This is a genomic window from Undibacterium sp. Jales W-56, from assembly GCF_025548535.1.
Taxonomy (GTDB): domain Bacteria; phylum Pseudomonadota; class Gammaproteobacteria; order Burkholderiales; family Burkholderiaceae_D; genus Undibacterium.
Genome location: NZ_JAJLQW010000002.1, coordinates 550,744 through 577,667, shown reverse-complemented (window position 1 = coordinate 577,667; position 26,924 = coordinate 550,744). Strand labels below are relative to the sequence as shown.

Annotated in this window: 25 protein-coding genes; 16 read left to right on the top strand and 9 right to left on the bottom strand. The window is 51.6% G+C overall.

Features of this window, described 5'->3' with window-relative positions:
• Nucleotides 1–155: 155 nt before the first annotated feature.
• Genes LPB67_RS08580 through LPB67_RS08565 form a run of 4 tightly spaced genes read left to right on the top strand, consistent with a single transcriptional unit; the run spans nucleotide 156 to nucleotide 4,522 of the window.
• Complete coding sequence (locus tag LPB67_RS08580; RefSeq protein ID WP_262836710.1) at nucleotides 156–1,397, top strand: efflux RND transporter periplasmic adaptor subunit; 1,242 nt, start codon at nucleotides 156–158, stop codon at nucleotides 1,395–1,397.
• A complete protein-coding gene (locus tag LPB67_RS08575) occupies nucleotides 1,394–2,155 on the top strand; it encodes an ABC transporter ATP-binding protein (RefSeq protein WP_262836709.1) in 762 nt (253 codons plus the stop codon). The genes LPB67_RS08580 and LPB67_RS08575 overlap by 4 nt, the downstream gene beginning before the upstream one ends.
• 11 nt (nucleotides 2,156–2,166) lie before the next feature.
• Nucleotides 2,167–3,324 carry an ABC transporter permease gene (locus LPB67_RS08570; RefSeq protein ID WP_262836708.1) on the top strand — a complete coding sequence of 386 codons (1,158 nt, stop codon included), beginning with the start codon at nucleotides 2,167–2,169 and terminating at the stop codon, nucleotides 3,322–3,324.
• A 28-nt stretch (nucleotides 3,325–3,352) separates the two neighbouring features.
• On the top strand, nucleotides 3,353–4,522 hold the full coding sequence (locus LPB67_RS08565; RefSeq protein WP_262836707.1) for an ABC transporter permease: 1,170 nt from the start codon (nucleotides 3,353–3,355) through the stop codon (nucleotides 4,520–4,522).
• Between the two features lie 51 nt (nucleotides 4,523–4,573).
• Here LPB67_RS08565 and rsgA read toward each other — a convergent pair whose 3' ends face one another.
• The 3 genes from rsgA to LPB67_RS08550 are packed head-to-tail and all read right to left on the bottom strand — an operon-like array spanning nucleotide 4,574 to nucleotide 7,088.
• Complete coding sequence (gene rsgA / locus LPB67_RS08560) at nucleotides 4,574–5,476, bottom strand: ribosome small subunit-dependent GTPase A (RefSeq protein WP_262836706.1); 903 nt, start codon at nucleotides 5,474–5,476, stop codon at nucleotides 4,574–4,576.
• Nucleotides 5,476–5,829: a 4a-hydroxytetrahydrobiopterin dehydratase gene (locus LPB67_RS08555; RefSeq protein ID WP_410482722.1), complete on the bottom strand. Its 354-nt coding sequence runs from the start codon at nucleotides 5,827–5,829 to the stop codon at nucleotides 5,476–5,478. The genes rsgA and LPB67_RS08555 overlap by 1 nt, the downstream gene beginning before the upstream one ends.
• Nucleotides 5,823–7,088, bottom strand: coding sequence for a M48 family metallopeptidase (locus tag LPB67_RS08550; RefSeq protein ID WP_262836703.1), 1,266 nt, complete (start codon nucleotides 7,086–7,088; stop codon nucleotides 5,823–5,825). The genes LPB67_RS08555 and LPB67_RS08550 overlap by 7 nt, the downstream gene beginning before the upstream one ends.
• Before the next feature lie 36 nt (nucleotides 7,089–7,124).
• On the opposite strand from LPB67_RS08550, the gene orn reads away from it, so the two are divergent.
• Nucleotides 7,125–7,727, top strand: a complete 603-nt coding sequence (orn, locus tag LPB67_RS08545) for an oligoribonuclease (protein WP_262836702.1) — start codon at nucleotides 7,125–7,127, stop codon at nucleotides 7,725–7,727.
• Nucleotides 7,728–7,787: 60 nt separating this feature from the next.
• Nucleotides 7,788–8,447 (top strand): Hpt domain-containing protein, encoded by a 660-nt coding sequence (locus LPB67_RS08540; RefSeq protein ID WP_262836701.1) that lies wholly within the window; start codon nucleotides 7,788–7,790, stop codon nucleotides 8,445–8,447.
• An 83-nt stretch (nucleotides 8,448–8,530) separates the two neighbouring features.
• On the opposite strand, the gene LPB67_RS08535 is transcribed toward LPB67_RS08540, so the two are convergent.
• Nucleotides 8,531–9,769 (bottom strand): response regulator, encoded by a 1,239-nt coding sequence (locus LPB67_RS08535; protein ID WP_262836700.1) that lies wholly within the window; start codon nucleotides 9,767–9,769, stop codon nucleotides 8,531–8,533.
• 507 nt (nucleotides 9,770–10,276) lie between these two features.
• Nucleotides 10,277–10,633: an FKBP-type peptidyl-prolyl cis-trans isomerase gene (locus tag LPB67_RS08530; protein WP_262836699.1), complete on the bottom strand. Its 357-nt coding sequence runs from the start codon at nucleotides 10,631–10,633 to the stop codon at nucleotides 10,277–10,279.
• A gap of 278 nt (nucleotides 10,634–10,911) precedes the next feature.
• Here LPB67_RS08530 and LPB67_RS08525 point away from each other — a divergent pair, with 278 nt between their 5' ends.
• The 6 genes from LPB67_RS08525 (at nucleotide 10,912) to LPB67_RS08500 (ending at nucleotide 16,829) form a co-directional block, all read left to right on the top strand.
• On the top strand, nucleotides 10,912–11,877 hold the full coding sequence (locus LPB67_RS08525) for a cytochrome D1 domain-containing protein (RefSeq protein ID WP_262836697.1): 966 nt from the start codon (nucleotides 10,912–10,914) through the stop codon (nucleotides 11,875–11,877).
• Nucleotides 11,878–11,956: 79 nt separating this feature from the next.
• Nucleotides 11,957–12,697, top strand: a complete 741-nt coding sequence (locus tag LPB67_RS08520; RefSeq protein WP_262836846.1) for a polysaccharide deacetylase family protein — start codon at nucleotides 11,957–11,959, stop codon at nucleotides 12,695–12,697.
• A 133-nt stretch (nucleotides 12,698–12,830) separates the two neighbouring features.
• Nucleotides 12,831–13,820 (top strand): sterol desaturase family protein, encoded by a 990-nt coding sequence (locus LPB67_RS08515; protein WP_262836696.1) that lies wholly within the window; start codon nucleotides 12,831–12,833, stop codon nucleotides 13,818–13,820.
• On the top strand, nucleotides 13,820–14,629 hold the full coding sequence (locus LPB67_RS08510) for an EI24 domain-containing protein (RefSeq protein WP_262836695.1): 810 nt from the start codon (nucleotides 13,820–13,822) through the stop codon (nucleotides 14,627–14,629). Before LPB67_RS08515 ends, LPB67_RS08510 begins: the two co-directional genes overlap by 1 nt.
• A gap of 11 nt (nucleotides 14,630–14,640) precedes the next feature.
• The gene (locus tag LPB67_RS08505; protein ID WP_262836694.1) at nucleotides 14,641–15,426 is read left to right on the top strand and encodes a competence/damage-inducible protein A; all 786 of its coding nucleotides are present in this window, start codon (nucleotides 14,641–14,643) and stop codon (nucleotides 15,424–15,426) included.
• Between the two features lie 59 nt (nucleotides 15,427–15,485).
• Nucleotides 15,486–16,829 carry a TAXI family TRAP transporter solute-binding subunit gene (locus LPB67_RS08500; RefSeq protein ID WP_262836693.1) on the top strand — a complete coding sequence of 448 codons (1,344 nt, stop codon included), beginning with the start codon at nucleotides 15,486–15,488 and terminating at the stop codon, nucleotides 16,827–16,829.
• Nucleotides 16,830–16,853: 24 nt separating this feature from the next.
• Here the strand turns inward: LPB67_RS08500 and LPB67_RS08495 are convergent, their stop codons facing one another.
• Together LPB67_RS08495 and LPB67_RS08490 are read right to left on the bottom strand one after the other, a co-directional pair.
• Nucleotides 16,854–20,105, bottom strand: a complete 3,252-nt coding sequence (locus LPB67_RS08495; protein WP_262836692.1) for a sensor histidine kinase — start codon at nucleotides 20,103–20,105, stop codon at nucleotides 16,854–16,856.
• 668 nt (nucleotides 20,106–20,773) lie between these two features.
• On the bottom strand, nucleotides 20,774–21,121 hold the full coding sequence (locus LPB67_RS08490; RefSeq protein ID WP_262836691.1) for a hypothetical protein: 348 nt from the start codon (nucleotides 21,119–21,121) through the stop codon (nucleotides 20,774–20,776).
• Between the two features lie 114 nt (nucleotides 21,122–21,235).
• Between LPB67_RS08490 and LPB67_RS08485 the strand changes: the two genes are divergently transcribed.
• Nucleotides 21,236–21,460 carry a hypothetical protein gene (locus tag LPB67_RS08485; protein ID WP_262836690.1) on the top strand — a complete coding sequence of 75 codons (225 nt, stop codon included), beginning with the start codon at nucleotides 21,236–21,238 and terminating at the stop codon, nucleotides 21,458–21,460.
• Between the two features lie 12 nt (nucleotides 21,461–21,472).
• Here LPB67_RS08485 and xth read toward each other — a convergent pair whose 3' ends face one another.
• Both xth and LPB67_RS08475 read right to left on the bottom strand, forming a co-directional pair.
• Complete coding sequence (gene xth, locus LPB67_RS08480) at nucleotides 21,473–22,237, bottom strand: exodeoxyribonuclease III (RefSeq protein WP_262836689.1); 765 nt, start codon at nucleotides 22,235–22,237, stop codon at nucleotides 21,473–21,475.
• 468 nt (nucleotides 22,238–22,705) lie between these two features.
• Nucleotides 22,706–24,205, bottom strand: coding sequence for a leucyl aminopeptidase (locus tag LPB67_RS08475; protein WP_262836688.1), 1,500 nt, complete (start codon nucleotides 24,203–24,205; stop codon nucleotides 22,706–22,708).
• A 48-nt stretch (nucleotides 24,206–24,253) separates the two neighbouring features.
• On the opposite strand from LPB67_RS08475, the gene lptF reads away from it, so the two are divergent.
• From lptF to LPB67_RS08460, 3 genes are read left to right on the top strand one after another with little or no spacing between them, the layout of a single operon-like run.
• Complete coding sequence (gene lptF, locus LPB67_RS08470) at nucleotides 24,254–25,396, top strand: LPS export ABC transporter permease LptF (RefSeq protein ID WP_262836687.1); 1,143 nt, start codon at nucleotides 24,254–24,256, stop codon at nucleotides 25,394–25,396.
• The gene (gene lptG, locus LPB67_RS08465; RefSeq protein WP_262836686.1) at nucleotides 25,393–26,523 is read left to right on the top strand and encodes an LPS export ABC transporter permease LptG; all 1,131 of its coding nucleotides are present in this window, start codon (nucleotides 25,393–25,395) and stop codon (nucleotides 26,521–26,523) included. The genes lptF and lptG overlap by 4 nt, the downstream gene beginning before the upstream one ends.
• Complete coding sequence (locus tag LPB67_RS08460; RefSeq protein WP_262836685.1) at nucleotides 26,523–26,891, top strand: sirohydrochlorin chelatase; 369 nt, start codon at nucleotides 26,523–26,525, stop codon at nucleotides 26,889–26,891. Before lptG ends, LPB67_RS08460 begins: the two co-directional genes overlap by 1 nt.
• Nucleotides 26,892–26,924: the final 33 nt, after the last annotated feature.

Here is a 26,924-nt window from a genome sequence, read left to right as displayed (position 1 = left end):
CAATTAGGTTTAATTTGCGATGTTTACTGCCGCAACTGCCACATCAGGGCGATTTTTGAATGTTAAAATTGTTAAGATTGTGCAGGTTATATGAAACACGCGAGGGTGGCTAGCCCACCATTGAGTCTTATTTTCTTCTTCCCGGTACCGGAAAAATGACAGAGCCAATACCAGCGAACTCTCCCGCAAAGGCATCCCCGCCTTCGTCCCTGAACCAACTCAAAATCGATCGTAGCGTCGTTCCTTCCGGCAAGAAATCGGGGCGAGGTAAATGGCTTGCGATTATCGTCGCCATCGTGGTCGCCACAGGCGTTGCGCTGCGCCCGGGCAAAACCGAAGTGCAGGCGACCTCCGTGCTGACCGCTTACCCATCGCAGCAGTATGCGCAGCTGACCGCTTCGGGATATGTGGTCGCACAACGCCGTGCCGCGGTGGCGAGCAAGGCCACCGGGCGACTGGTCTGGCTGAATGTACGCGAAGGCAGTCAGGTCAAGCAAGGGGAGGTGATCGCCAAGCTGGATGCGAGTGATGTACAAGCCTCGATCGCCTCGGCGCAAGCGAGTATCCGGCAGGCCGAAGCCGGGGTCGCCCAGAGCAATGTGGAACTGATCAATGCCGAAGCAGAACTTAAACGCAGCCAGGGTTTAAAAGCGCAAGGCTTTGTCTCTGCGCAGGCGCTCGACAGCGCAACCACGCGCGTGAATTCGGCAAAGGCGGCAGTGATCTCCGCGCAAGCGGCAGTTGCAGTGGCACGCGCCCAGCTTAAAGTGCAACAGGTGAATCAGGACTTTACCGAGATCCGCGCGCCTTTCGACGGTGTGGTGCTGGTCAAGAACGCCAATGTCGGCGACATCATTACGCCATTCTCCAGCGCGGCCGGCAGCCAGGGGGCGGTAGTGACGATGGCCGACATGAGCACCCTGGAAGTCGAGGCGGATGTATCGGAGAGCAATCTGGCAAAAGCCAAAATCGGCCAGCCTGTCGAGATTACCCTGGATGCCTTGCCGGATAGCCGTTTTCGCGGCAACGTCGTCGGGATAGTCCCAACCGTGGACAGGGCCAAAGCCACGGTCATGACCAAGATACGCTTTGAAAAACTCGATCCGCGTATCCTGCCCGAGATGAGCGCCAAGGTCACTATCCTGTCGCAGGCGGCGACCGATGCGGATCAAAAACCGGTGTTGGCACTGAATCCTAAAGCAATCGTCGAACGCGCAGGGAAGAAAGAAGTGTTCCGCATCAAGGATGATACCGTCGAGGCTATCGAGGTCAGCGTCGGCCGCAAAATCGGCGACAATGTCGAGATCAAGGCAGCGCTGCAATCGGGCGACAAACTGGTGTTGTCTCCGGGCGAAAAATTAGTTGCCGGAACAAAAATTGTGGTGGCCAGCAAATGAACGATAGCGCCGTGGTTGAAGCAGTTCAGCAAATTGTTCCTGAAGAGCCGATCATCAGGATACGTCAGCTGGATAAGTCCTATGTGCGCGGCGGTCAGTTGATACCTGTGTTGCAGGGCGTCAATCTGGATGTCCAAAGAGCCGAGTTCCTGGCGCTGATGGGGCCGAGTGGTTCGGGTAAAAGCACCTTGTTGAACCTAATTGCGGGGATCGATAAAGCAAGCAGCGGCACCATAGAAATAGCCGGTGTCAATATCGCCGAGCTGAGCGAAGGGCAACTGGCGGACTGGCGTGCCGCCAATGTGGGCTTCATTTTCCAGTTCTATAACCTGATGCCGGTGCTGACGGCATTTGAGAATGTCGAACTGCCCTTATTGCTGACCCATTTATCCGGCACCCAGCGCAAAGCCCATGTAACCGCGGCCTTGCATATGGTCAGTCTCGATGACCGCATGGATCATTATCCGAATGAGTTATCCGGCGGCCAGCAACAACGCGTCGCAATCGCGCGCGCCCTGGTGACTGATCCGGCCTTGATTGTGGCCGATGAGCCTACCGGCGACCTGGATAGGGTGACTGCGGAAGAGATCTTGAATTTGCTCGATGAACTGCATCGCAATTTGGGTAAGACCATCATCATGGTAACGCATGACCCCAAGGCGGCATCGCGCGCACGGCGCCTGGTGCATCTGGAAAAAGGCGTGCTGGTGCCGGATGAGGCGCTTAATGGCAGCGCTGCTCTTGCCGTCGCACATTAACGACGCGACGTATGTTCATACTCAAGCTATTACTCAAGAATGCCTTTCGCCATCGCTTGCGAACCTTGCTGACTATGGTCGGTCTGGTCGTGGCGATTTGTGCTTTTGGTTTATTGCGGACGATTGTCGATGCCTGGTATGCCGGCGTGGAGGGAACCTCAAGTACCCGTCTGGTGACGCGCAATTCGATTTCCCTGACTTTTCCTTTGCCGCTCAGCTACGCTGAGCGCCTGCGCAATGTGGAAGGCGTGACCGGCCTAAGCTGGTCGAATTGGTTCGGCGGCGTCTACATCACTGAGCGTAATTTTTTCCCGCAATTTGCGGTAGAACCCGCCAGCTATCTCGCCCTGTATCCGGAATATGTCCTGAAAGACGAAGAGAAAAAAGCCTTTATCTTGGACCGGCAAGGCGCCATCGTCGGTCGCAAACTCGCCAATCAATATGGCTGGAAGATAGGCGACCAGATTCCGATTCGCGGTACGATTTATCCGGGTACCTGGACGTTTACCTTACGCGGTATCTGGGACGGCGTGGATGCCAAAACGGATGAATCGCAATTACTCTTCCATTGGCAATTTTTGTCCGAATCGGTACGTAAGCGCCTGGGTAAAGGTGCCGATTTTGTCGGCGTCTATATTGTACGTATCAATGAACCGAATAATGCGCCGCTGGTCTCCGAGCGTCTCGATGCCTTATTCAAAAATTCGCTGGCAGAGACGCTGACCGAAACAGAAAAAGCCTTTCAACTCGGCTTTGTTTCCATGAGTGAGGCGATTCTGGTGGCGATCAATGCCGTCAGTATCGTCATCGTGATCATCATCATGGCGGTGATGGCGAATACCATGATGATGACGGCGCGTGAACGGCTGGCAGAATATGCGACGCTCAAGGCACTGGGTTTCTCCCCCGGCTTTGTCGTGAAATTATTATTTGGTGAAAGTCTGGTGATTGCTCTGATCGGCGGCGCGGCCGGTTTATTCGTCACGCTGCCGATTGCGAATGCCTTTGCAAAAGCGGTCGGCACCTTGTTTCCAGTCTTCGTCGTATCGCAGACCACAATGCTGCTGCAACTGGCTGCCAGTATCGTGGTCGGGGTGGCGGCAGCGGCATGGCCAGCCTGGAAAATGAGCAGGATCGATATCGTCAATGGTTTGAGGCATGTGGGATGAACGCCAGTAAACACCCGATGAGAACGACATGAGAGCCATTCCCTTATCCTATGTGGCGCGTAATCTCTGGGTACGCCGGGTGACGACCTTATTGACTGCGGGCGGTATGGCATTGGTGGTGTTCGTATTTGCCGTGGTGCTGATGATGAGCGAGGGCATACGCGCGACTTTGGTGGCAACCGGACAGGCCGATAATATGCTGGTGCTGCGTAAAGGGGCGGGGGCGGAAATCAATAGCGGTATCAGTCGCGACCAGGCCGCGATTATTGAAAGCTTGCCCGGTATCGCGAGTAATCGTCAGGGTTTGCCATTAGTCAGCAAAGAGCCGGTGGTGCTGAATAATCTGCCGAAACGCAGTAACGGCAAGCCCAGCAATGTGACTGTCCGCGGCACCTCGGCATTGGGTCTTGAGTTGCGTCCGCAAGTACAGTTGGTGCAAGGGCGCATGTTCCGCCCCGGTACTGCGGAGATCATCGCCGGGCATTCGATTGCCAGCGGCTTTAAAGGAACAGGTTTGGGGGAGACCCTGCATTTCGCCCAACGGGACTGGCTGGTCGTCGGGATTTTTGATTCCGGTAAAACCGGATTCGATAGCGAAATCTGGGGCGATAGCGAACAGATGATGGCGGCCTTCCGACGCAATGCGTATTCCACTATCGTGTTTCGCCTCGCCGACCAGAGTGCGACAACAGCCGTGACGAAAGCGATAGAAGCCGATCCGCGTTTACAGATCGATGCCAAGCCGGAGATACGGTTTTATGCTGAACAGAGTGAAGCCCTGGCGACCTTTATCCGCATTCTGGGACTGAGTTTGTCGGTGATCTTTTCGATCGGCGCCGTGGTCGGCGCCATGATCACGATGTTTGCCGCAGTGGCGCAGCGTGTTGGCGAGATCGGTACACTGCGGGCCTTGGGTTTTCGCCGGATGGCGGTGCTGATTGCCTTCTTGCTGGAGTCGCTTTTACTGTCTTTGGTCGGCGGCGCGATAGGCTTGTTCGCTGCATCGTGGATGCAGGCCGTTGATATTTCAACGACCAACTTCCAGACCTTTAGCGAACTCGCATTCCAGTTCAAACTGACGCCGCAGATCGTGGTGCAGACGTTGATATTTTCATTGGCGATGGGTTTTGTCGGCGGCTTTATCCCAGCCTGGCGTGCCTCGCACATGAAGATCGTGGATTGTCTGCGGGCGTCTTAGGCCGATTCGTTGACGCATCGGTCTGATCAGTCCGGTACGAACCTTATGGCTTTATTTATAGCCTATGGTTTGGGCGGCTTCGTGCACCAGTTGCTCAAATAAATCGTGGCGCATTTGTGCAATTTCACCGGATTGAACGGCGGCTAAAATCGCGCAACCAGGTTCGGTATGGTGATGGCAATTATAGAATTTGCATTTGCCCAGATGCGGTAAAAATTCCGGGAACGCGCGTTCCAGCATGCCTTCGCTCAAATGATGCAAACCAAATTCCTGGAAACCCGGTGAGTCGATGACTGCCGTGTCGCCTTCCATCTGGTACAGCCGGGTGAAGGTCGTGGTGTGTTTGCCGGTATCGAGCGCTGCCGAGATTTCACGGGTGGCGATTTCAGCGTCCGGGATTAACAAGTTGATTAACGAGGATTTGCCCATGCCCGATTGACCGATCAGGATGGTGCTATTGCCCTGGATCAGATTCAGCATGGTCGCGCGGGTAGCCTCGGGCGCTGCGGTAACCGAGACTTCCAGTACCGGATAACCAAGACCGGCATATAAGGCGAGACGCTCGCGTGCTTTGGGCAAGCTTGCGGCGACGTCGATTTTGTTCAGGACGATGGTGGCTTTGATGCCAGACGATTCGGACGCAACCAGCGCCCGTGAAATCAAGTCGTCGGCAAAGCTGGGCTCGGTGGCGACCACGATCAGCAGTTGCGTCAGATTTGCTGCCAGCATCTTGGATTTGTACTGGTCGGAGCGGTACAGCAACGTCTTGCGCGGTGTAATCGCTTCAATCACCCCCTGGTTCTTCGAGGTAAGCTGATATTCGACGATGTCGCCGACGGCCACATCCGTTTTTTTGCCACGGGTGACGCAATGCAATTTGATGTCTTCCGCCTGTACCAGATAGTGTCTGCCATGGGCAGCGATGACGGTTGCTAGCAGCCTGGCCTTACTCATCAAGAAAAACTTTGCTGAAAAATCGCATCGACTTTGGCGGCGCAGATAAAGTCGTTTTCTGAAATGCCGCCTTTGCCGTCGTTGACGGTATGCGTGTCGAATTTAATGATGCAACGGTTGTAGGTGACGACCAGCTCCGGGTGATGGTCTTCTGCATGGATCACATAAGCGATCGCATTGATGAAGGCCAGCGTTTCGTAATAATTTTTGAAGTGAAAGGTTTTTACGATGCGCGGTCCATCCTGCGCCCAGCCTGGCGTCGCTGCAAAATACGCAGGCAAGGCGCTGACATCGAGCGCGGTCTCAGTATGGACAGATTTTTTGGCGAGCAAGGTCGTAGTGTTGATCATGATGGATGTACCGAAAGAAGTTGATGAATGCGCACAGAGGCAGGCGGGTGCGAATCGTAGAATTTAGAATGCAAGGGGTCCGGCGTTAAGGTCGACGCATTGTCTTCATACAGTTTCACCAGCGCGGCCACCAGATCGTTCGCATTGGTATGTTGCGCGGCAAAGGCATCCGCTTCAAATTCATGCTTGCGTGAACTGATCGATGTCAGCGGGGACAAGATAAAAGTAAACACCGGCAAAACCAGCATGAACAGGATCAGGGCCATGGCGTCATTCGATGCCAGCAGCATAGGTTCGACGCCGAGACCGTGGTAAAACCAGAGTTGCTGTTTCAGATAGCCGAGCAGGGCAAGGAAGCCGAGCGACACCAGGAACATCACGCTGATACGTTTGACGATGTGTTTGAGCTTGAAGTGGCCGAGCTCATGGGCTAACACTGCTTCGATTTCCGGCGGCGACAAGCGCGACAACAAGGTATCAAAAAATACGATACGTTTGGCCGCGCCAAAGCCGGAAAAATACGCATTACCATGGGCACTGCGCCTGGAGCCGTCCATCACGAACAAGCCGCTCGAAGCGAAACCGACACGTTGCATTAAGCCCTCGATGCGGGTACGCAGACTGTCATCTTCCAGCGGTGTGAATTTATTAAACAGCGGCGCAATGACGCTAGGATAGATCAGCATCATCAAGAGTTGGAAGCCGCTCCAGACCAGCCATGCATACAACCACCACCAGGCGCCGGATTTATCCATCAGGCTCAACACGATCCAGATCAGGGGCAGGCCAATCGCCGCGCCGAGCAAGCTGCTTTTCAGCAGATCGGCAAAAAACAGGGCTGGCGTCATCTTGTTGAAGCCAAACTTCTGTTCCAGCACAAACTGTTTGTAGTAATCAAAAGGCAAGTCGATCAGGCTGCCGATCAGGGCAAACGAAGCCAATAAGCTCAGCTGATAGGTCATCCCGGGACCGGTGATCTTGACCAGCGTCACAGATAGCAGTTGCAAGCCGCCTAACAAGGTAAAGCCGATCAGCACGGCAGTATTCAATACCAGCAACACCATGTCCAGCTTGGTCTTGGCAATCGTGTAGTCGGCTGCTTTTTGATGTGCAGCGAGCGGGATTTTTTCTGCAAACTCGGCAGGAACCGCAGCGCGGTGCTGCAAGATATGGCGAATATGGCGCGAGCCCAGCCAGAAGCGCAATACCAGTGTCAATAGTAAAAATGCCGCGAATAAAACAGAAAATGCTACAGAAATCATGGGAAAATGCCGCATTGATTAAGAGAAGGAAGAATTATGTCACAAGCTGCCGATATTCAAGCAAACGCTGTATCGACTGAACCGGCCACGCCGACCAAGCCTAATGAGTTTAATCTGATTTGGCTCGACATGGAAATGACCGGACTGGATCCGGACAACGATCGCATCATCGAGGTAGCGGTGGTCGTCACCGATATGCAATTGAATGTGCTGGCCGAAGGGCCGGTGTTCGCGATTCACCAGCCTGACGATATCATGGATAAGATGGATGCCTGGAATAAAGGGACGCATGGCCGCTCCGGCCTGATCGATCGGGTTAAAGCATCGACCGTATCGGAGGCAGATGCAGAAAAGGAATTGATCGCGTTTCTGAAAAAGTATGTGCCCGCCGGCAAATCACCGATGTGCGGCAATTCTATTTGTCAGGACCGGCGTTTTATGGCGCGTGGCATGCCGAAGCTGGAAGCTTTTTTCCACTATCGCAATCTTGATGTCTCCACCTTGAAAGAATTATGCAAGCGTTGGAAGCCGGCGGTTGCCAGCGGCTTTAAGAAACACCAGAAACATACGGCGATGGCCGATATTATTGAATCGATCGAAGAGCTTAAGTACTATCGCGAGCATTTCATCAAGGAATAATCTGTCGCGATCAGGTGTCTGGGTTCATGATTTGAAGTCAAGGCAGGAGTAATAGTTCTGATGAATGCGGCAGAACATCAAGCGCTACCCTCGTCAGTCCAGGCTGATGCGATGCTGGACCATCTTGCTGCCGTATTCGATGTCCAGCATCTGCGGGCGATGTGCGCGAGGCACCCTGGTTTTCGCTTGGCGGTCAATGGCTTGATGCAAAAGCTGATTGCACAGGGACAGGCGCCGATAGCGCAGGCACGGCAAGCCTGGCAAGCCGGTAAAAATGATCAGGTCATTGCGTTGTTTCACACTTTGCGCGGCAGTTTAGGCATGCTGGGCGCAGCGGATTTTCAGGATATCGCCGGGCAAATAGAAATGGCTATCCAGAATGATCCGCATGGACAGAACGGACCAGAGGCGCAGATCGCAATCTTGTTCGATATTGCAGCACAACGTTTGCAAGTTCTTGTCGATGCTGCTGAACTATGGCGTCAGCATTATGCGTATGCAGACACCTACAGCACACTTGATAAAAAAACTTCAAATCTTGATGCCACTGTTCTGGGCGAATTCAAGTCTTTGTTGGTGCAAAAAAATATGCGGGCTTGCGATGTCTATGCGCAGATTCGTTCCCGGCTAGCAGGCACTTATGCAAAAGATAAATTGGATGAACTTGACCAGCGCATGCAGGAACTGGATTTTGAGCATGTATTAGCTTTACTCGGATAGGCACCAACTCATCTGGATATTGTTGTCAAGCCGACGCAATATGGCCGGTTTCAAGCACCGATTTGAGTCGTCATAGAAATACCTTAGAGTGCGTTACTCAGGACAGGTATATTCGGAAAAATGGCTGTGATCCTCGCGCCTTTTCCCGGACGGCCATCAACGTCGATGGTTCCACCGTACAAGTTTGTGACCAGATTGTAGACGGTGTACATGCCGATTCCCGAGCCGCCTTGCCCTGCTTTGGTGGTGAAGAAAGGATCGAAGATGCGCAGCTTGATATCATCGGAGATGCCGACGCCATCATCTTCATAAGTGATGATCAGTTGATCTTCATTGTGCCTGGCGCTGACACGCATTACGCCAGAGCTTCTGTCAGGGAAAGCGTGGGCGATAGAATTGGTGATCAGATTCGTCACGATTTGTTCTAAGGGCCCCGGGAAACTCTGCAGTATGATTCCTTGTGGAATATCTATTTCGACCGTGAATGGCGTCGCCCTGAGGGTGGGGCGCAAGGTGCTGACGGTGTGGCTGATGATGTCGCGTAAGTCGAATTGACAACGACGATCACTGCTCTGATCCACCGAAACTCGTTTGAAACTCTCTATCAACGAATAAGAGCGCTGTGATGCGCGTTCTATCAGGGCGCTGCTGTCACGACAATAAGAAATAAAATTATCCAGATTCGAACGGGAAATTTTGCCGGTATCGAGTTCGCCAGCCAATTGCTCAACCCGGTCAAGTAGTGCTGCTGAGGCCAAGCGCATATTGCTGAGGGGGGTATTCAATTCATGCGTGATGCCGGCGACCAGGTTGCCTAACGTTGCCATCTTCTCTCTTTGCAGCAGATGCTCCATGGCGAGCTGCAACTCTGCCGTGCGCTCGGCAACTCTTGCTTCTAAGGTGCGATTGACTTCTTCAATTCGCCCGGTCTGGAATTTCAGCATCAGGTGCGTTTTTACTCTTGCCCTGACCACGGCAGTATTGACGGGTTTAGAAATAAAATCGACGCCGCCGACCGATAAGCCCATCGCTTCTTCCCTGGGATTATTTTGACCGGTAACAAATACCACCGGGATATCGGCTGTAGCCGGATCGGCCTTCAATCGCCGACAGACTTCAATACCATCCAGATCAGGCATTAAGACATCCAGCAGGATCAGGTCTGGCGGCGTGTTTTGACAAAACGACAGAGCTTGTTCGCCGCTGGTCGCCATAAATACCTCGTGATCCGCAGAAAAAATTTGATAGAGGAGCTGAATATTGATGGCCTGATCATCTACCACCAACAAGCGAAACCGCGGCGTCGTATGCGCTTCTCTCATTATCGATTGTTCGCCCATTGAATGCTCTCTCATGCCATGGTCTTTTATTCATTCGGATAACTCTATTTGTGTATCCGCCTGGCAAGCTTACACTGATGCCGCAAAGAAAACCGTGAAACACTGTTAAACCCAATTTTTTGCCAACATATTGAATTTATTGAGTTTTATTGCTGGGGGATAGATGCTGGATTGAATGAGTTACTGAATTATTTAGCCAGTTATAGAGTGCTCAATGACATGGCCAAGGAATAGCGAAGATGTGCCGGCGATCTTGATGTCGGGATTGAGAATGAGAGGATTTCTTTTAGTGGGCAGCATGACACCAGGTGTTGATATTGTTTGGACTTGTATAGTGTGATTGCAGAGCGGGGAATGCCAATAAAAAGTCCCCGATGATATCGAGGGCTTTTACATACTGGGGATAAGTATATTTTCAATGCGCAATACCAGCAAGCGCATTGCTTACGGTTTTAAGTCATACTCCCTCTATTGCTGACTTTTTTTAAATTAGACGCCCAATAATTCCACTTCAAAAATCAAAGTCGCATTCGGGGGAATCACGCCACCGGCACCGCGTGGGCCGTAACCGAGCGACGATGGAATAGTCAAAATACGTGTACCGCCGATTTTCATGCCTTGCACGCCTTCATCCCAGCCTTTAATCACATGACCTGCGCCCAATGGGAAAGAAAAAGGATCGTTGCGGTCTTTGCTGGAGTCGAATTTTTTGCCTGCGCTGCCGTCAGGGTTTTGCAGCCAGCCTGTGTAGTGCACAACAACATGATCGCCGGCAACTGCTTCAGCGCCAGAACCTGCGACTTTATCTTCGTATTGCAAACCGGACACGGTAGTGATAGTGGACATGATATTTCCTTCAATGTGGATCGAAAAACTGGCGCAATTGTACCCAAAATCTGCGGCTGGATTTGCAGTACCGTCATAAATCCCTTGCCCGGCAGCGACATATGCCTTGATTTTCCGCAAAAACAGGTAAAAAGCAGGCCTGAAGCGAGAAGAAAGCGGTAGTAATTCGCGGTAATTGACAGTAATTGGCAGCTTGTCACGATACTAAGCTGCTGGGCAGGGTAAAATACGGTAATTATTTTTCATACTTATTCTTCACTGCAAAGCGGTAAAAATTCATGCGTAGTCGTTTTTTGTGTTTGCTGTTGTCCTTGTCCTCCGTCCTTATTTCACAAGCAGAAGCCAGTGTGGTCGTGATCCTGAATTCGCGCGATGCGACCGTCAGTTTGCTGGATCAAGATACACAAAAAGAAATCAGCACTTTTCCGATTGGCAAAGAACCGCATCATCTGATGGCGACGCCAGACAATAAATCCCTGATCGTGGCAAACGCGGTTGGCGATGAGTTGGTGTTTCTGGATCCTAAGACCGGACAAATTCAACGCCGTATCAAAGATATCGCCGATCCTTATCAAATCGGCTTTTCACCCGATCAAAAATGGTTTGTTTCCAATTCATTACGCCTCGATCGCGTCGATTTTTATAAATATGACGGTAAGGATCTGACGCTGGTGAGCCGCGTGCCCCTGGCGAAATTGCCTAGTCACATGGCATTCGATGCCGCCAGCACGACAGTATTCATCACGCATCAAGGCAGCGATCAGATTTCTGCGATCGATCTGGCTACGCAAAAAATCAAATGGACTATTCCCGTCGGCAAACTGCCTGCCGGCATCACCATGACGCCCGATGATAAGTATTTGTTAGTCGGTATCATGGGGAGCGATTATGTCGAAGTGATAGACTGGCGCACCCAAAAAACCATCAAGCGCATTAAGGCCGGCGCCGGCGCGCATAATTTCCGTGCGCTTGGCGACAAACGCCATGTGTTCGTATCGAATCGCGTCGCCAACTCGATTAATATCATTGATCAGGCCACGCTGGAAAATGTCGCGACCATCCCGGTTCCTGGCGGCCCGGATTGTATGGAGCTCAGCGATGATGGCAAAACCTTGTGGGCCACCTTGCGCTGGATTAAAAAGGTCGCAGTGATCGATGTTGCGTCCAGAAAGGTTGTTAAATTGATACCGGTGGGTCGTTCACCTCATGGCGTTTACTTCATCAATCATGCGCCGCGCATGTAAATTCCCCTTGCTCAAACCTGTCGCTGGCTTGACTCCTGTATGGGTCGGCGGAGCGAGCGCACTGGTGGCGTTAAGCCTCATGGCAACTACTGCGGCTACTGCAGCTACAGCGCCTGCGGCAGCCTGCAAAGGCAAAATCTATCTTACTTTTGATACCGGCAGCCAGTCGCAGGCAGAATTGGTTGCGAGCACCTTGCGTCGTCATCGGATCAAGGCGACATTTTTTCTGGCGAATGAAAAAACAGTGAATGGCGATTATTCACTGGATCCGGCATGGCGCGCTTACTGGAAAAACCTGGTTGCGGATGGTCACGCATTTGGTACGCATACCTACGATCATGTGTATGCAGTCAGAGATCTTGCCGGTGGCCGGATTGAGGTAAGACCGCAGTTCGGCGCTCATGCAGGGCACAACATCAGCTGGACGGCGCAACAATATTGCGACGAACTAAAGCGGGTAGATCAGCGTTTTGAGCAACTCACCGGCGGTAAGCTGGATGCGTTTTGGCGCGCCCCGGGCGGTAAGCTGACTCCCAATTTGCTGAAGGCAGGACAAGCCTGCGGTTATGCGCATGTGGGGTGGGATCCTGCCGGATTTTCCGGCGATGAGCTGCCCAGCGAAAAATGGAGCAATCCTGTCTTATTGCAACGCGCCTTGCAGCAGTTGAAAGATGGCGATATCTTTATGGCCCACCTTGGGATCTGGTCGCGTGAGCAAGCGTGGATGCCGGACAATCTGGAGCCGCTGCTGACCGGTCTGGAACAGAAAGGTTTTTGCTTTGCGACTTTGCGTGAGCATCCGCGTTATCAAGCGAAATAAGTGAATCAGATCACTACGTTGTTGTCATCCGCTGCGGCGCTCACGAGTTACAGGTAAGATTCGCTAATAGCCAGCTTAATCTTCGATGTGAGCAGTTTTACCGTTTCCACTAAAAAAGTATTCACTTTATCTAATGAATTTTTCAGACGCGTTTGCCTGGTTACAGGCCTGGATTTTTGAATCCCTGGTTCAACCATTTGTTCTTTACGCCGGCTTGGGTGAGTTCACCGAGCAAGCGTTTGAAGGGGTCGAATGGTTTCTCATCGGTATCTGCGAATTAGTCGTGCTATACCTGGTCTTGCGCCCGATGGAAGCCTGGATACCGGTACATAGCTTTACCGACCGCCGGGCGCGATGGAATGATTTTATCTATACCGCTTTACACCGTCTCGGCATTTTTACGCTGCTGATTTTTTTCGTTCTCGACCCCGCCTTAGATGCATTAACGGGCATGTTGCGGCTGGAAGGAATGAATCCTTTTAACCTGGAAAATCTCTGGCCGGACATGAATAATCATCCGGTCATCGTGTTCATGTTGTACCTGGTGGTGCTGGATTTTTTCGATTACTGGTACCACCGCGCCGAGCATCAGTTCGATTGGTGGTGGGGGCTGCATAGCCTGCATCATAGCCAGCGTAATATGAATTTGTGGAGTGACAACCGCAATCACTTATTCGATGATTTTTTGCGCGATGTGTACATGGGACTAATTGCGATTGCGATCGGTGTGCAACCTACCCAATATGCGTTGCTGGTGGTCGTGTCGCGCATGATACAGAGTCTGCAGCATGCGAATATCCGCGTGCATTTTGGCGCAGTAGGTGAACGTGTGCTGGTATCGCCACGCTATCATCGTGCCCACCATGCGATTGGCATCGGTCATGAATCAAAAGGCGAGGGAACTCTTGGCGGACATAATTTTGCGGTCCTGTTCCCCATCTGGGACATCGTGTTTGGTACCGCTTTATTCGATAAAAATTTTTACAGGACCGGCATACGTGATCAATTGCCCGCACCGGAAGGCAGCGCGCGCGAGTATGGACGTGGTTTTTGGATGCAACAATTATTGGGTTGCAAGCGCATGCTGGGTTTAGATAAACCAGTAAGCAGGGAGCATCTTTGATGCGCAGGTTGTTGAGTGTCGGCGGTGCCTTGGGGCGCGCGTTTGTCGGGCAGTTTCATCCGCGTATGCTGATGTTGACTATCCTGCCTCTGATCATTTCGATCTTGCTGTGGGGCGGACTGATGTGGTGGGGTTTGCAGTCGATGATCGATTATATCCAGGCCGCTTTGATGGAGCATGACGGCTTTCGGATTGCCGGCGATTTCCTGGCATTGCTGGGCGCTTTGGCGTTGAAAGCGGTGCTGGCGCCCTTGCTGGCGATGTGGCTGTTACTGCCGCTGATGATCGTCACTACCTTAATGTGCATCGGTGTATTTGCGATGCCGATGATTTCGCGCCATGTGCAGCGCCGTCAATATCCGGATATGCAAGCGCGTCATGGCGGTTCGTTGCTCGGCAGCCTGTGGCACGCCGTCTCGTCTTTTGTGATTTTCATTGTATTGTGGGTGCTTGCCTTGCCTTTGTTATTCGTGCCCGTAGTGAACGTGGCGGTACATGCCGTGTTGTGGGGCTGGCTGACTTATCGCGTGATGGCGTATGACGCACTGGCTGAACATGCGGATGCCGATGAGCGTGCGGCGCTGCTACGTACTCATCGCTGGCCCTTGCTCCTGATAGGCACGATTACGGGGGCCCTGGGCGCTGCGCCCAGTATGATGTGGCTGGGTGGCGTGCTGGCGATGGTTTTTCTGCCGGTCATGGCTGCTGTGGCGGTTTGTTTGTATATTTTGATTTTTGTATTTAGCGGATTGTGGTTTCAGTATTATTGTCTGGATGCTCTGACGCAATTCCGCGCAAAACAAATCTGAAGGAGATTCCTATGGCTATTGGCGTCATCATTATCGGCGATGAAATTTTGTCAGGAAAGCGCGCCGATAAACATCTCTCCAAAGTGATTGAACTACTCGCGGAGCGCGGCCTGCAATTGGATTGGGCTGAATATATCGGCGACGATCGTGCCCGGATCACGGCGACGTTAGCGCGTTCGTTTGCAGGTAACGATATCGTATTTTGCACCGGCGGCATTGGCGCTACTCCGGACGATCATACGCGGCAATGCGCTGCGGCGGCGCTAGAGTTGCCGCTGGCCTTACATCCCGAGGCAAAGATACTGATACAGCAAAGAATCACCGACATGCTGATCGAGGCCGGTAAACCGGTTGAACTGGATACCCCGGAAAACCTGCACCGGCTGAAAATGGGCGAGTTCCCGCAAGGCGCTCAGATCATCCCTAATCCGTATAACAAGATTCCCGGTTTTGCGATTCAAAACCATTATTTTGTCCCCGGTTTTCCCGTCATGGCATGGCCCATGATGGCCTGGGTATTGGATACGCACTATCCGCATCTGTTCCATCAGCATGCTCGCGAGGAGAAATCCGTTCTGGTATTTGAGGCGATGGAATCGACCCTGACGCCGATGATGGAGGCGCTCGAAGCACAATATCCGCTGATTAAAGTATTCAGTCTGCCCAGCGTCGGCAATCATCAGATCCGCAGGCATATTGAATTGGGCGTCAAAGGCGATCCTAGACAGGTCGATGCTGCGTTTGAACAGATGCTGCGCGGCCTGGACGGCTTTAATGCGGAATATGTACCGGCTTGAGCTTGCAGACCGTCTCGCTTATCGCTGGCTGTGTAAACTAAATAAGATGAAGTGAGTTAATGCCAAAAATAAAATTCACCTTGTTTTCGATCAGAGATTTACTGGTGGCTTTCGGCCCGATGACGCTGATGGTATTGCTGGTCTGCGGTCTTGGTTACTGGCTGGTCGATCCGGCGCCGCCACGCACCATCGATTTTGCGACAGGGCAGGAGAATAGTGCCTACCAGCGTTTTGCCCGGCAGTACGCGGATGAACTCGCTAAAAACGATATTACGATTCATTTTCAAGAAACCCAGGGCTCACAAGAGAATCTGCAGAAAATTAGCGATCCCGATTCCGAGATTGAACTGGGTTTTGTGCAAAGCGGTTCTACCAACGAGACCGAGGCAAAAGAAAAAGGTTTAATTTCGTTGGGCAGTTTATTTTACGAGCCGATCTGGGTGTTTTACCGCGGTAATAAAGAAATCACCAACCTTGCCCAATTCAAAGGGAAGTCCGTGAATGTCGGCCCCGATGGCATGGGTGTTGCGCGTTTATTTAAACAGATTTTGTCCGTCAATGGCATGGAAGAAGCGGATGTGCATCTGAGCAGTCTGGAAAACACACCGGCAACCGTTGCCCTGTTGGATGGCAAGGTCGATGTCCTGGTATTCAGCTCGGCTTCGGATTCGCCTTTGCTGCAAATGTTGTTGCAAACGCCGGGCATTAAATTATTTGATTTTGTCCAGGCAGAAGCCTATACCCGGCGCTTTCCCTTTCTTTCGCATGTGGTGCTGCCGCGCGGTATCGTCGATTTGGGCAAAGATATTCCTGCCCGCGATTATCATTTGATTTCGCCAACGGCAACTATGGTCGCGCATGAAAGCCTGCATCCTGCATTGATCAGCCTGCTACTGCAAGCCGCGCAGCGGATACATGGCGGTGCCGGATGGTTTCGCAAGCAAGGCGAATTTCCCTCGGATAAATACACCGAGATACCAGTGGCAGCACAGGCTGAAAAATTCTATAAAAATGGCTCGCCGCTGCTGCAGCGTTACCTGAGTTTTTGGCTGGCGAATTTTATCGAGAGAATGTGGGTGGTGCTGGTCGCCTTGGGCGCTTTGATATTGCCGCTGTCAAAGATTATTCCGCCGCTGTATGTTTGGCGCATACGCTCACGGGTGTATCGCTGGTATGGTCAATTGCGCCTGGTCGAGCAGGCGATTGACGAGATTCCTGCCGAACAAAGACAGGAAGTCTGTGCAGAACAGTTACAAAGACTGACCGAGATCGAGGAAAAAGTGAATCGCATATCGATCCCGCTATCGTACGCGGAAGAACTCTACGGCTTGCGCAGTCATATCAATTTTGTGCGTATGCGGATAGAAAATTTACGGCAGACGGATAAGCCTGCATTGGCATAGCGGACTAGCGGTGCTGTGATCCTGCTAGGCCCGTCCGGTGTGCGGCAGAGTGAACCAGAACGTGGTGCCCATGCCCTCTGTCGATGTAAAGCTAATTTTCCCATGCATTTTTTCGAGTAAGGTCCTGGTGATATTCAAGCCCAGACCCGTGCCGCCTTGCTGGCGTATGTTGGTGCCATCTGCCTGCGCAAATTTACCAAAAATCCGCTCACGGAAGTGCAGTGGTATGCCGGCGCCATGGTCCTCTATCTCGACCCGAAATAAATGCTCATTCGCCTGAATGCGGATATGCACCAGACTATTGGCGGGAGAAAATTTTGCGGCGTTCGATAAGAGATTGGCAAAAACCTGCAGTAGCCTGTCCACATCGGCGTTGACATACGCTTCGCCTAAGCTGGTTTCCAGCTCATAGCGGACGCCGTAACTATCGGCGTAGGCGGCATTCTCTTCTATCGATTGGCGGGCAATGCCGATCAGGTCCACGGTTTGGATTTGTAAATTCAGGGCCCCCGACTGGATTTTTTCCAGGTCGAGAATGTCATTCACCAGATTGACCAGGCGCTGGCAATTTTTATGCGCAATCTTGATTAAATCCAGGACCTTATTCGGCAGTTCAGCGATACGTCCTGATTCTAATAATCCCAAAGAACCGCGAATCGAGGTGAGCGGGGTTCTCAGTTCATGACTGACCACGGAGATAAATTCGGATTTAAAACGATCGGCATCCTTGAGCTTATTGCTTTCCCGCATCAACAGTTCGTTGGCGGCTAAGAGTTCGCTGGTACGTAATGCTACTTCGGTTTGCAAGGCTGCTTTTTGTTTGTGCAAATAATGGACGCGTTGACGGTACATCAAAAATATCAGCGCACACAGGACGACGACGGACAGCAGATAAAACCACCAAGTCTTCCAAAACGGCGGCAGGATAATGATCGGTAATGAGATGCCGTCTTCATTCCAGACACCGTTGTTATTGCTGGCTTTGACGCGGAATTCATAGCGGCCCGGATTCAGATTGGTATAGGTAGCGATCCTGTGCGCCGCATCGGTTTCTATCCAGCTTTCATCAAAACCCTCTAATTTGTAAGCGTACTTGTTACTCAGCGGGTCCGCAAAATGCAAAGCCGCAAACTCGATGGAAAAAACGGATTGGCGCCATGACAGGCTCAGCGATTTTGGCGCATATTCGGTACCGATCAATTCGATACCGCCGGACTGCTGGCTTTGATTGAGCGGGCGATTGAAGATCGTAATATCGGTGATCGCAATCGTTGGCGGCAATGCATTGACCTCGACATGCTGAGGTAAGACTGAGGTCATGCCCCTATAACCGCCGAAATATAAAACCCCGTTGTCCTTATAAAAAGCGCCATCATAGAACCGGCCATCCGTAATGCCATCGGAAGGAAAGTAATTATTGGCTTGTCCGGTTCTTGGATTGAACTGGGCGAGGCCAGTCTGATTGGTAATCCATAGTTTGCCGTCGTCATCGCCGATAATCGCGCCATACTGGCTGGCCTGCAGGCTGCTATCTTGCGGGTTGTAGGAGATAAATTTAATGCTGCCATCTGCTCCTACTACGGCCTTGCTGAGGCCTGGCAAGGTACTGATCCATAATTGACCTTGTTTATCTTCATATAAACCGCGTACGTCATTGCTGAGCAGGCTGCTGATGTTTTCCGGATCATGCAAAAAATGTCGGAATTTTCCAGTTGCCGGATCCAGCATATCCAGACCGCCCCCATTAAATCCGCTGACCCAGAGGCGTCCAGCTTTGTCCTCCAGCAGGAAGTTGGTGTAATTCACCGAGCGGCTATCCGGATCGGCAAAATCGTGCTTGTAGTATTTGGGGACACCGGTCTTGATGTCGTAGCGTATCAGCCCACCTTCTGTGCCTAACCATAAGACGTCGCCGCGGCCGGGAGTAATCTTACGGATGATGTCCGTCAGACGAGAGTCGAAATGCACTGTGCTGTAACGACCATTGACCGGATCACGCCAACTCAGTCCGGCAGAAGTGCCTATCCATAAAGGGCCATTCGCTTGCTGGTACAGGCTGGCGATCTTGTCGGTCGGTAAGGACAGCGGATTTTTCGCATCATGTTTGAAGCTGCTGATGATTTTATTCCGGGCAGGATCAAACAATAGCAAACCATTTCCCATCGAACCTAACCACAGTTGACCGCGCCCGTCGCCGGCAATACTGCCCACCGCATTGTTGAAGACATCGTTTTTAATATCCGGAGGACGGGGATAGAAGCGCTGAAATCCCTGGTTAGTCAAGTCGACGCGATTGACTCCCGAACGCCAGACCCCGACCCACAAGGTATCCGAACGATCCTGCTGGAGCAGCGTGACGGCACCGTTTGGCAGGCCATAGGGATCGCTTGACCAGTATTCATAGGCGATCAGCTTTTGTGCATTTTTATTCCAGTAGGCCAAGCCGGCCTCGGTGCCGATCCAGACAGTTGAGGCGCTGTCCTCAAAAAAAGTCCTGACCGTAAAGTCGTCGATACCCGGTGGTTGATCGAGGTGCCTGCGTTCTGACCATGGCGTTCCTGGTTGCCACAAAAAAATGCCGTTACCCGAACCTATCCACAGATTCTGCCTGCGATCGACATAGATCGCACGGACATTATTCGATTTGGATTTCAGGCCAGGATCCAGCAGGTAATGGCCGAATGTATCAGTACCGGCAGCGAGATAATCGACGCCGGAAGATTCTGTTGCTATCCATAAACCTTGCTGGGTGTCGAGACAAATATCGTTCAGTATGTCGCCAGAGATACTGTCCTTCCTGTCATTGTCATGGACCAGATTTTTAAATACGCCAGTTTTGGGATTAAAGTGCTGTAAGCCGTCTTTGCTCAATATCCACATGGCGCCTCGGCCATCGCTAATGATTTTGACGATGCTTTTGTGTTGAGCGACCCGTTCGGAATCGGCGACGGGAGAAAAGATTTTGAAGCCATTCAGTTGCGGCTCGAATCGTGCGATGCCGTCGTTAGTACCGACCCAGATTTGACCTTGTTCATCTTCGTATAGGGCATTGATACGATCAGCATACAGGCTATGCGGATTATTGCTGTCGTGTTTGTAGTTGACGGCCTTGTAGCCATCAAACCGGAATAAACCGGTGTAGGAGCCTATCCAGATATAGCCGTGCCTGTCCTGAATCAAGGAGGTGATGGCATTGTCCGGCAATCCCGCAGCGAGTTTTGTGATGTTTTCAAATCGCATGGAACGCGAGGGCGCCGCACTGACGTTAAGGCTCAAGAGTAGGCACAAGGCAAGCAGGAGCAGTTCCCCAAATAGGGCCGTACTCATGCGGAAAAAGTGAGAGACGGTTTTACGGTCGGATGCGCAATTCAGGAGATTTTTACCTTGTGGAAATGAACTTGCTTTCACCATAACCTAAATCACGTCATCAACTGCATGGAGGGACAGATACGGATTAATTAATGCTTACGGATCTGGTGCCATATCATAATCTATTTAAGGCGCGCTCTTCGTAGTGTGAAGCCCTTGCGTCTCAGCGTAAGTTGCAAAAAACCAACTTTTCTTCAATTCAGGACTTACGCAAAAACCAAAACCGCTCGCCACAAAGACACGCAGACACAGAGAAAAGACAGGAGAGGAATTGGCTTCATGGCCTTTCGATATTCAAATGAATCTGCAAGCTGGGTGCGCCTCTTGGCGCGAAATGCCGCTGAAAGCCGCATCCAGTATGCGGGTTCGATCTGGATTGTGGTAAACAATTTGTCGTTTTGTGTAAGTGGTAGTCAACAATTCAATGTGCGATGCATACGTACTGACAAATGAAAAAGCCAAGCTGAGGACGTTGGCTTTGTTAAAAAGCGATGTCGCCAGGTTGCGGATACAGCCGTATTTAAATTTGCAAACGGCTTTACGGCATTGCTCGACGAGTCAGAACGGGGCGAGGCCTATTTTTTTCTGGCAAGCAAACTGATGATGCCGACAAGGATTAACAGCGGCAATAAAGCGGGGATGATCGCCAGCAGAATGGCGCCCGCGATGAAAGCGCATAGTGCGATCAAGAAAATGCTGACGCCTGCCAATACGATACCAGTAACACCCAAGGCAAAGAAGGTCGCGATACAGCCGATGACGACGCCGCCTATTGCCAGGCCGACACCGGTGATTCCGTGGATCGGTTCGCCATCTATGGTGATGGCCGAAGTGTCCATAGAAAAATAGCTCAGGCAGACCAGTGCAAAAAATGCGCTGAGCAGGCTGAGAGCGATGACATAGTGACGTTTGCTGTTTGTCATGTTAGGTCCTTTCAAAGTTGAAGTTCTGCAAGCAGATCGCTTGTGCTATTGATGAAGCAGCATAGGCCGGCCTGTATCGGGCTGCAATGCGCTTGCGACAAACTGCAGGAAATGATGGCTCAAGCGAAATATCGCCTGATGAACGTGGCAGTTGATTGTTGGATGTTGCCTGATATTGCGTGGTTCAAATGGCAGCCAGTGATGTGGCTTGTGCCCAAACGGCATTCAACCTTGACTCGCGATGCGCGGGCATGCCTTGGCGGGGGCATGCATCTTGACTCAGCCAAAAACATTTTCGGCAAGCTATTTGAGAGCATCGTCTCAGCGATGCTCCGGTGAGATAGCGGGAGGTCAGCCTAAGGTGGCAATGACCGGCGCATGGTCAGACGGTTGTTCCCATTTGCGTGGCACCTTATCAATGACGCAGGAGGTGCAACGGCTTGCCAGTGGCCCGGAAAGCAGAATGTGGTCAATCCGGACGCCTTTATTCAGCCGGAAACCGAGTTGGCGATAATCCCACCAGCTAAACGATTTTTCTGCCTGCTCGAACATCCTGAAGCTGTCCTTTAAACCCAGATCCAGCAAGGCTTGCAACGCGGCACGCTCAGGCGGCGAAACCAGGTTCATCCCTTCCCAGGCGGCGGGATCATGCACGTCCCTGTCTTCGGGTGCGATGTTGTAGTCCCCTAATAAGGCAAGTTGCGGATGCTGCAGCATTTCTTGCTGCACCCATTTTTTCAGCGCCTCCAGCCAGCTTAGTTTATACGGATATTTCTCGGAATCCAGCGCTTGTCCGTTCGGCACATAGGCGCAGATGATGCGCATGTCAGCGATCGTTGCAGCGATAATGCGTTGCTGTTCATCTTCAAATAATGGATTGTTTTTTTGTACGTCGCTGATCGGATGACGCGACAGGATGGCGACGCCGTTGTAGGTTTTTTGACCGGTAAAGGCGACTTGATAACCCGCTGCTTCAATCTCCGCCTGAGGAAATTTGTCGTCAGTGAGCTTGGTTTCCTGTATGCAGAGCACATCGACAGGATTGCTGTCCAGCCAAGTGAGGACTTGGGGCAAACGCACCTTCAAGGAGTTGACGTTCCAGGTGACTAATTTCATGTAAGGATATCTCCTGATTTTATGTGGCTGAGAGGCTGCAATGCAATTCAGTAAAAAATATAAGGCAAGTTTAACTGAGATTGGCATCACGCTAAACCAATTAGGGCTTACGCAAATAGCCCGTACTGCATAAAAATTTCTTCACCACAGCGATACGGAGACGCAAAGAGCAAAATCAGAAATAGGACTTATGCAAAAACCCAAACCACTCACCGCCGAGATACAAAGAAAAGGCAAGAGGAACTGGCTGCGTGGAGTATAAATATTAAAACGAACCCGCAAGCTGGGTGGGCCTGCCGGCACGAAATGCTTCCGAAAGCCGCATCCGGCGTGCGTTGCTCTGGATTTCCCTCTATGGCCCGGCGCTTCTGTATTGTGATGGTTTTGTCTTGGCGTAAGTCCTGCCAATAAAAAAAGCGTGTACTGATATGTCAGCACACGCTTTTGCTCATTTTTATTCAGCTAAAATCAGCCGGCGCGGTTGATCAGGAATGCAGTCAGCAGGGGTACTGGACGACCGGTTGAACCTTTTGCCGGACCCGATTTCCATGCAGTACCCGCGATATCCAGATGGGCCCAGGTATATTTCTTGGTGAAGCGTTCGAGGAAGCAGGCGGCGGTAATACTGCCACCCGCCGGGCCGCCGATGTTCGCCATATCAGCGAAATTCGACTTCAGTTGCTCGTTGTAGGCTTCTTCAATCGGCATGCGCCATGCGGTATCACCCGTTTGTTTACCTGCGCTCAGCAATTCCGCAGCGAGTTTGTCATGCGCATCATCGTGACGTGTGAACAAACCTGTGTTGTGGTGACCCAGAGAGGTTACGCAAGCGCCGGTCAAAGTCGCTACGTCAACCACAGCGGCTGGCTTGAAGCGTTCGACATAAGTCAGGGCATCGCACAAAATCAGGCGGCCTTCGGCATCGGTATTCAGGATTTCTATGGTCTGACCGGACATCGAGGTGACGATATCGCCCGGACGTGTTGCGCTGCCAGACGGCATGTTTTCGCAGGTAGGTACGACTGCGATGACATTCAGCTTCAATTTCATTTCGCCAATGGCACGCATGGTGCCAATCACGGAAGCGGCACCGCCCATGTCATATTTCATCTCATCCATACCTGCGCCGGGTTTCAGCGAAATACCGCCGGAATCAAAGGTAATACCTTTGCCGACCAACACAGTTGGCGCGTCTTTGGCTTTGCCGCCCATGTGTTTCAGGACGATGAATTTAGGTGGTTCGTCTGAACCGTTGGTCACCGACAGGAAGCTATTCATTTTGAGCGCTTGCAATTGCTTGCGATCTAAAATTTCTATGCCCATTTTGTAGTCAGCAGCGATTTTTTTTGCGGTAGTCGCAAGATAGGTCGGGGTGCAGACATTCGGCGGCAAATTGCCTAGCTCTTTTGTCAGGTCCATGCCATTTGCCAGGGCAATGCTTTGCGCCAGCGCGTTTTTAGCCGCCGTTGCGACAGCTGGGGTGACGCCGATAGCGACTTTTTTAACACCGGTAGCGGTGGCGTCTTTTTTACTTTTCAAGCCGTCAGCGCGGAAAATCGATTCGCGGAAGGCTAATACGGTAGTGCGGACTGTCCATGCCGCGTCGCGTTCTTTGACCGCTGGCAAGGCCAGTATCGCGTCATTTGCGCCCAAGCCTGAAAGCGCGCGAGCCGCCGCTTGAACCGCTTGCGTGTAGGCTTTTTCCGAGACGGCGCTTGCTTCTTCGCCTAAACCTAGCAGCAGCACGCGCTCGGCAGCGATATCCGCGACGTTGCGCAGCAATAAGGAGGAGCCAATCTTGCCAGTGATATCGCCCGATTTCAGGGCAGCGGCGATCTCGCCTTTTTTATCCAACGCGGCAGCGGATGACGATAATTTTTTGTTTTCGAATACGCCTACAACGACGCAACCGGTTTTGGTGGCATTCACAGTGCTTTTGGCGTCGAATGTTTTTATGCTAAAGTCCACGTATTACTCCTCTTTGTAAGTCTCGTAAAACCGACATTATAACCTTCCATGATTTTTCAGCGCGCGCTTCGACGTGAATTGCTCAGTGCCGCAGGTGCTGTTTTTACGATTCTGTTCACAATTACCATCACATTTATGCTGATCAAAATTCTCGGCCAGGCGGCCGGGGGCAAGGTTGCATCCTATGATGTGATCGCTTTGATCGGTTTCTCTGTCCTGCAATATTTGCCCGTGTTATTAATTTTGACCGGCTTTATATCGGTTTTGATGGTCGTGACACGAACCTATCAGGACTCGGAAATGGTGGTCTGGTTTGCTTCCGGCCTGAGTTTGTCGCATTGGGTACTGCCGGTATTGCGCTTTGGTTTCCCGCTGATCGTGATGACAGGTTTATTGAGCTTCGTTGCCACGCCATGGGCCAATCGTCAAAGTGCTGACTTCAGGGAACGCTATGAAAAGCGTGAGGATATCGCCAAGGTCTCGCCCGGTAAATTCCAGGAGTCGGCGTCGTCGGATCGCATTTTTTTTGTCGAGGAAGTTGCCGGTGATTTGAGCAAAGTGCAGAATATTTTTATCAATACTTTCCGGAATGGCCGCTCCAGCGTGGTCGTGGCAAAAGAAGGAAAAATAGAAATTGATCTACGTGGCGATAAATTTTTAGTCATGCGCCAGGGACGGCGCTACGACGGTTTGCCGACCGAGCCGGATTTTCAGATGATGCAGTTTGAGAAATACGGGATTCTCGTTTCAGGACAAACCAAGGCCGCCGCTGGCGATAAATCTGCAAAATCACTTAGCTTGCAAGAGTTGCTGAAAGACCCGAATAATTTTAATCGTGGTGAATTATTGTGGCGGATTTCCCTGCCTTTGATGTGCCTGGTGCTGTTATTGCTGGCGATACCGCTTGGTTTTGTGAATCCCAGGGTGGGACGTTCTGCTAACGTGATTGTCGCACTGCTGTTAGTCGTGCTGTATCTGAATCTGGTCAATATTATGCAAGCAGCGGTGGTGCAGGAGCGATTCAGTTTCGGACATGCATGGTGGCCGATACATTTATTTACCGCCATTGTGGTGGCATTGTTATTCGCCTGGCGCCTTTATGTAAACAGTCACTACCATCCGCTGGTGCTCTGGTCCAAATTGAAATGTGCGATGCGTGGCAAGGATATGAAAGCGAAGTGCGCATCATGAGAGTCTTGCAACGTTACTTTGGTGTTGAGGTCATTCGCGCCGTCTTGTTTGTGATGCTGGCATTACTGGCCCTGTTCGCTTTTTTTGATTTGATGGGGGAATTGCAATCGGTCAACAGAGGCGGCTATCGCTTGCAACACGCCTTGCTATACGTCGCACTCGGTCTGCCCGGATATATTTATGAGTTCATGCCAATTGCAGTCCTGATCGGAACGATTTATGTATTGGCGCAATTTGCCTCGAATTCTGAATTTACCATCATGCGCGCAGCCAGCATGTCGACATGGATGGCCGGCCGCATGCTGGCAAAAATCGGTTTGCTATTCGTTGTGCTGACCTTTGTATTCGGTGAGTTCGTCGCGCCGATGAGTACCAAACTCGCAGAGAAAGTGAAGCTCAATGCGATCGGCGCTTCGCTGGCGCAGGAATTCCGCACCGGCTTGTGGACCAAGGATCTGGTGCGTGAAAATGGACTCAAAGGTAGCGTGGTCGGATCGCGGTTTTTGAACGTCAAAGAAATTCTCCCGAACAGAAAATTGATCGGCGTCAAAGTCTATGAGTTTGACAGCCGCTTCAATTTATCCAAAGAAGTCACGGCAGAAGGCGCCGAATACATGGGTCAAAACATCTGGCGCTTGTCGAATGTGACGCAGACTTCTTTTCCTAAGAGTTTATTGATGCAAGATATTTCGACCGTGGCAAGTATCAAGCTGGCGAGCCTGGATGTCGCGTCCGAAATTACGCCGGATATTTTGTCGGTCTTATTCGTCGATCCAGACCGTATGTCAACCTACGATCTGGCGGCGTATACCAAACACCTGGCGGATAACAAGCAAGACACAGAGCGCTATGAAATTGCCTTCTGGAAGAAAGTTACCTACCCTTTCGCAATCCTCGTCATGATGGCGCTGGCATTGCCGTTTGCCTACCTGCATGCGCGTAGCGGCGGTATCAGCCTGAAAATTTTTAGCGGAATTATGATAGGCATGGTGTTCTACCTGATGAACAGTTTGTTCTCCCATGTGGGTTTATTGAATACCTGGCCGCCGTTGATTACGGCACTGGTGCCGAGTATCGTATTTTTATTGATGGCCATGACGGCGCTATGGATGGTAGAGAGACGATAATGCAAAAGAAAGCGCAAATATTATTCGCCCACGGCGCACGCGATCCCCGCTGGGCAGCGCCGTTTGAACGCCTGCAGCAATTGACGCAAAGCCGCTTGCCGGACGTGACAGTTTCTTTGGCTTTTTTGGAATTGATGACCCCGAGCTTGCCCGATCTGGTCGCGCAGATGGTCGCCGATGGCGTTACTGATATTAGTATCGTACCGATCTTTTTGGGGCAGGGCGGCCATGTGCTGCGCGATCTTCCTGTCATCCTCGATCAGTTGCGAAGCAGCTATCCTGCATTGACCATCGCGGTCGCCGAAGCGGTCGGCGAGAATGCGACGGTACTGGCGGCGATCAGTGATTATTGTGTGCGTGCTTTATAACGGATTGAGACAGGCATCAGCAGATGTCGTCGG

Bases quoted from the DNA above. Each gene is read 5' to 3' on its own strand.
- LPB67_RS08580 (WP_262836710.1), top strand. From the start codon at position 156: ATGACAGAGCCAATACCAGCGAACTCTCCCGCAAAGGCATCCCCGCCT.
- LPB67_RS08575 (WP_262836709.1), top strand. From the start codon at position 1,394: ATGAACGATAGCGCCGTGGTTGAAGCAGTTCAGCAAATTGTTCCTGAA.
- LPB67_RS08570 (WP_262836708.1), top strand. From the start codon at position 2,167: ATGTTCATACTCAAGCTATTACTCAAGAATGCCTTTCGCCATCGCTTG.
- LPB67_RS08565 (WP_262836707.1), top strand. From the start codon at position 3,353: ATGAGAGCCATTCCCTTATCCTATGTGGCGCGTAATCTCTGGGTACGC.
- rsgA (WP_262836706.1), bottom strand. From the start codon at position 5,476: ATGAGTAAGGCCAGGCTGCTAGCAACCGTCATCGCTGCCCATGGCAGA.
- LPB67_RS08550 (WP_262836703.1), bottom strand. From the start codon at position 7,088: ATGATTTCTGTAGCATTTTCTGTTTTATTCGCGGCATTTTTACTATTG.
- orn (WP_262836702.1), top strand. From the start codon at position 7,125: ATGTCACAAGCTGCCGATATTCAAGCAAACGCTGTATCGACTGAACCG.
- LPB67_RS08540 (WP_262836701.1), top strand. From the start codon at position 7,788: ATGAATGCGGCAGAACATCAAGCGCTACCCTCGTCAGTCCAGGCTGAT.
- LPB67_RS08535 (WP_262836700.1), bottom strand. From the start codon at position 9,769: ATGAGAGAAGCGCATACGACGCCGCGGTTTCGCTTGTTGGTGGTAGAT.
- LPB67_RS08530 (WP_262836699.1), bottom strand. From the start codon at position 10,633: ATGTCCACTATCACTACCGTGTCCGGTTTGCAATACGAAGATAAAGTC.
- LPB67_RS08525 (WP_262836697.1), top strand. From the start codon at position 10,912: ATGCGTAGTCGTTTTTTGTGTTTGCTGTTGTCCTTGTCCTCCGTCCTT.
- LPB67_RS08520 (WP_262836846.1), top strand. From the start codon at position 11,957: ATGGCAACTACTGCGGCTACTGCAGCTACAGCGCCTGCGGCAGCCTGC.
- LPB67_RS08515 (WP_262836696.1), top strand. From the start codon at position 12,831: ATGAATTTTTCAGACGCGTTTGCCTGGTTACAGGCCTGGATTTTTGAA.
- LPB67_RS08510 (WP_262836695.1), top strand. From the start codon at position 13,820: ATGCGCAGGTTGTTGAGTGTCGGCGGTGCCTTGGGGCGCGCGTTTGTC.
- LPB67_RS08505 (WP_262836694.1), top strand. From the start codon at position 14,641: ATGGCTATTGGCGTCATCATTATCGGCGATGAAATTTTGTCAGGAAAG.
- LPB67_RS08500 (WP_262836693.1), top strand. From the start codon at position 15,486: ATGCCAAAAATAAAATTCACCTTGTTTTCGATCAGAGATTTACTGGTG.
- LPB67_RS08490 (WP_262836691.1), bottom strand. From the start codon at position 21,121: ATGACAAACAGCAAACGTCACTATGTCATCGCTCTCAGCCTGCTCAGC.
- LPB67_RS08485 (WP_262836690.1), top strand. From the start codon at position 21,236: ATGGCTCAAGCGAAATATCGCCTGATGAACGTGGCAGTTGATTGTTGG.
- xth (WP_262836689.1), bottom strand. From the start codon at position 22,237: ATGAAATTAGTCACCTGGAACGTCAACTCCTTGAAGGTGCGTTTGCCC.
- lptF (WP_262836687.1), top strand. From the start codon at position 24,254: ATGATTTTTCAGCGCGCGCTTCGACGTGAATTGCTCAGTGCCGCAGGT.
- lptG (WP_262836686.1), top strand. From the start codon at position 25,393: ATGAGAGTCTTGCAACGTTACTTTGGTGTTGAGGTCATTCGCGCCGTC.
- LPB67_RS08460 (WP_262836685.1), top strand. From the start codon at position 26,523: ATGCAAAAGAAAGCGCAAATATTATTCGCCCACGGCGCACGCGATCCC.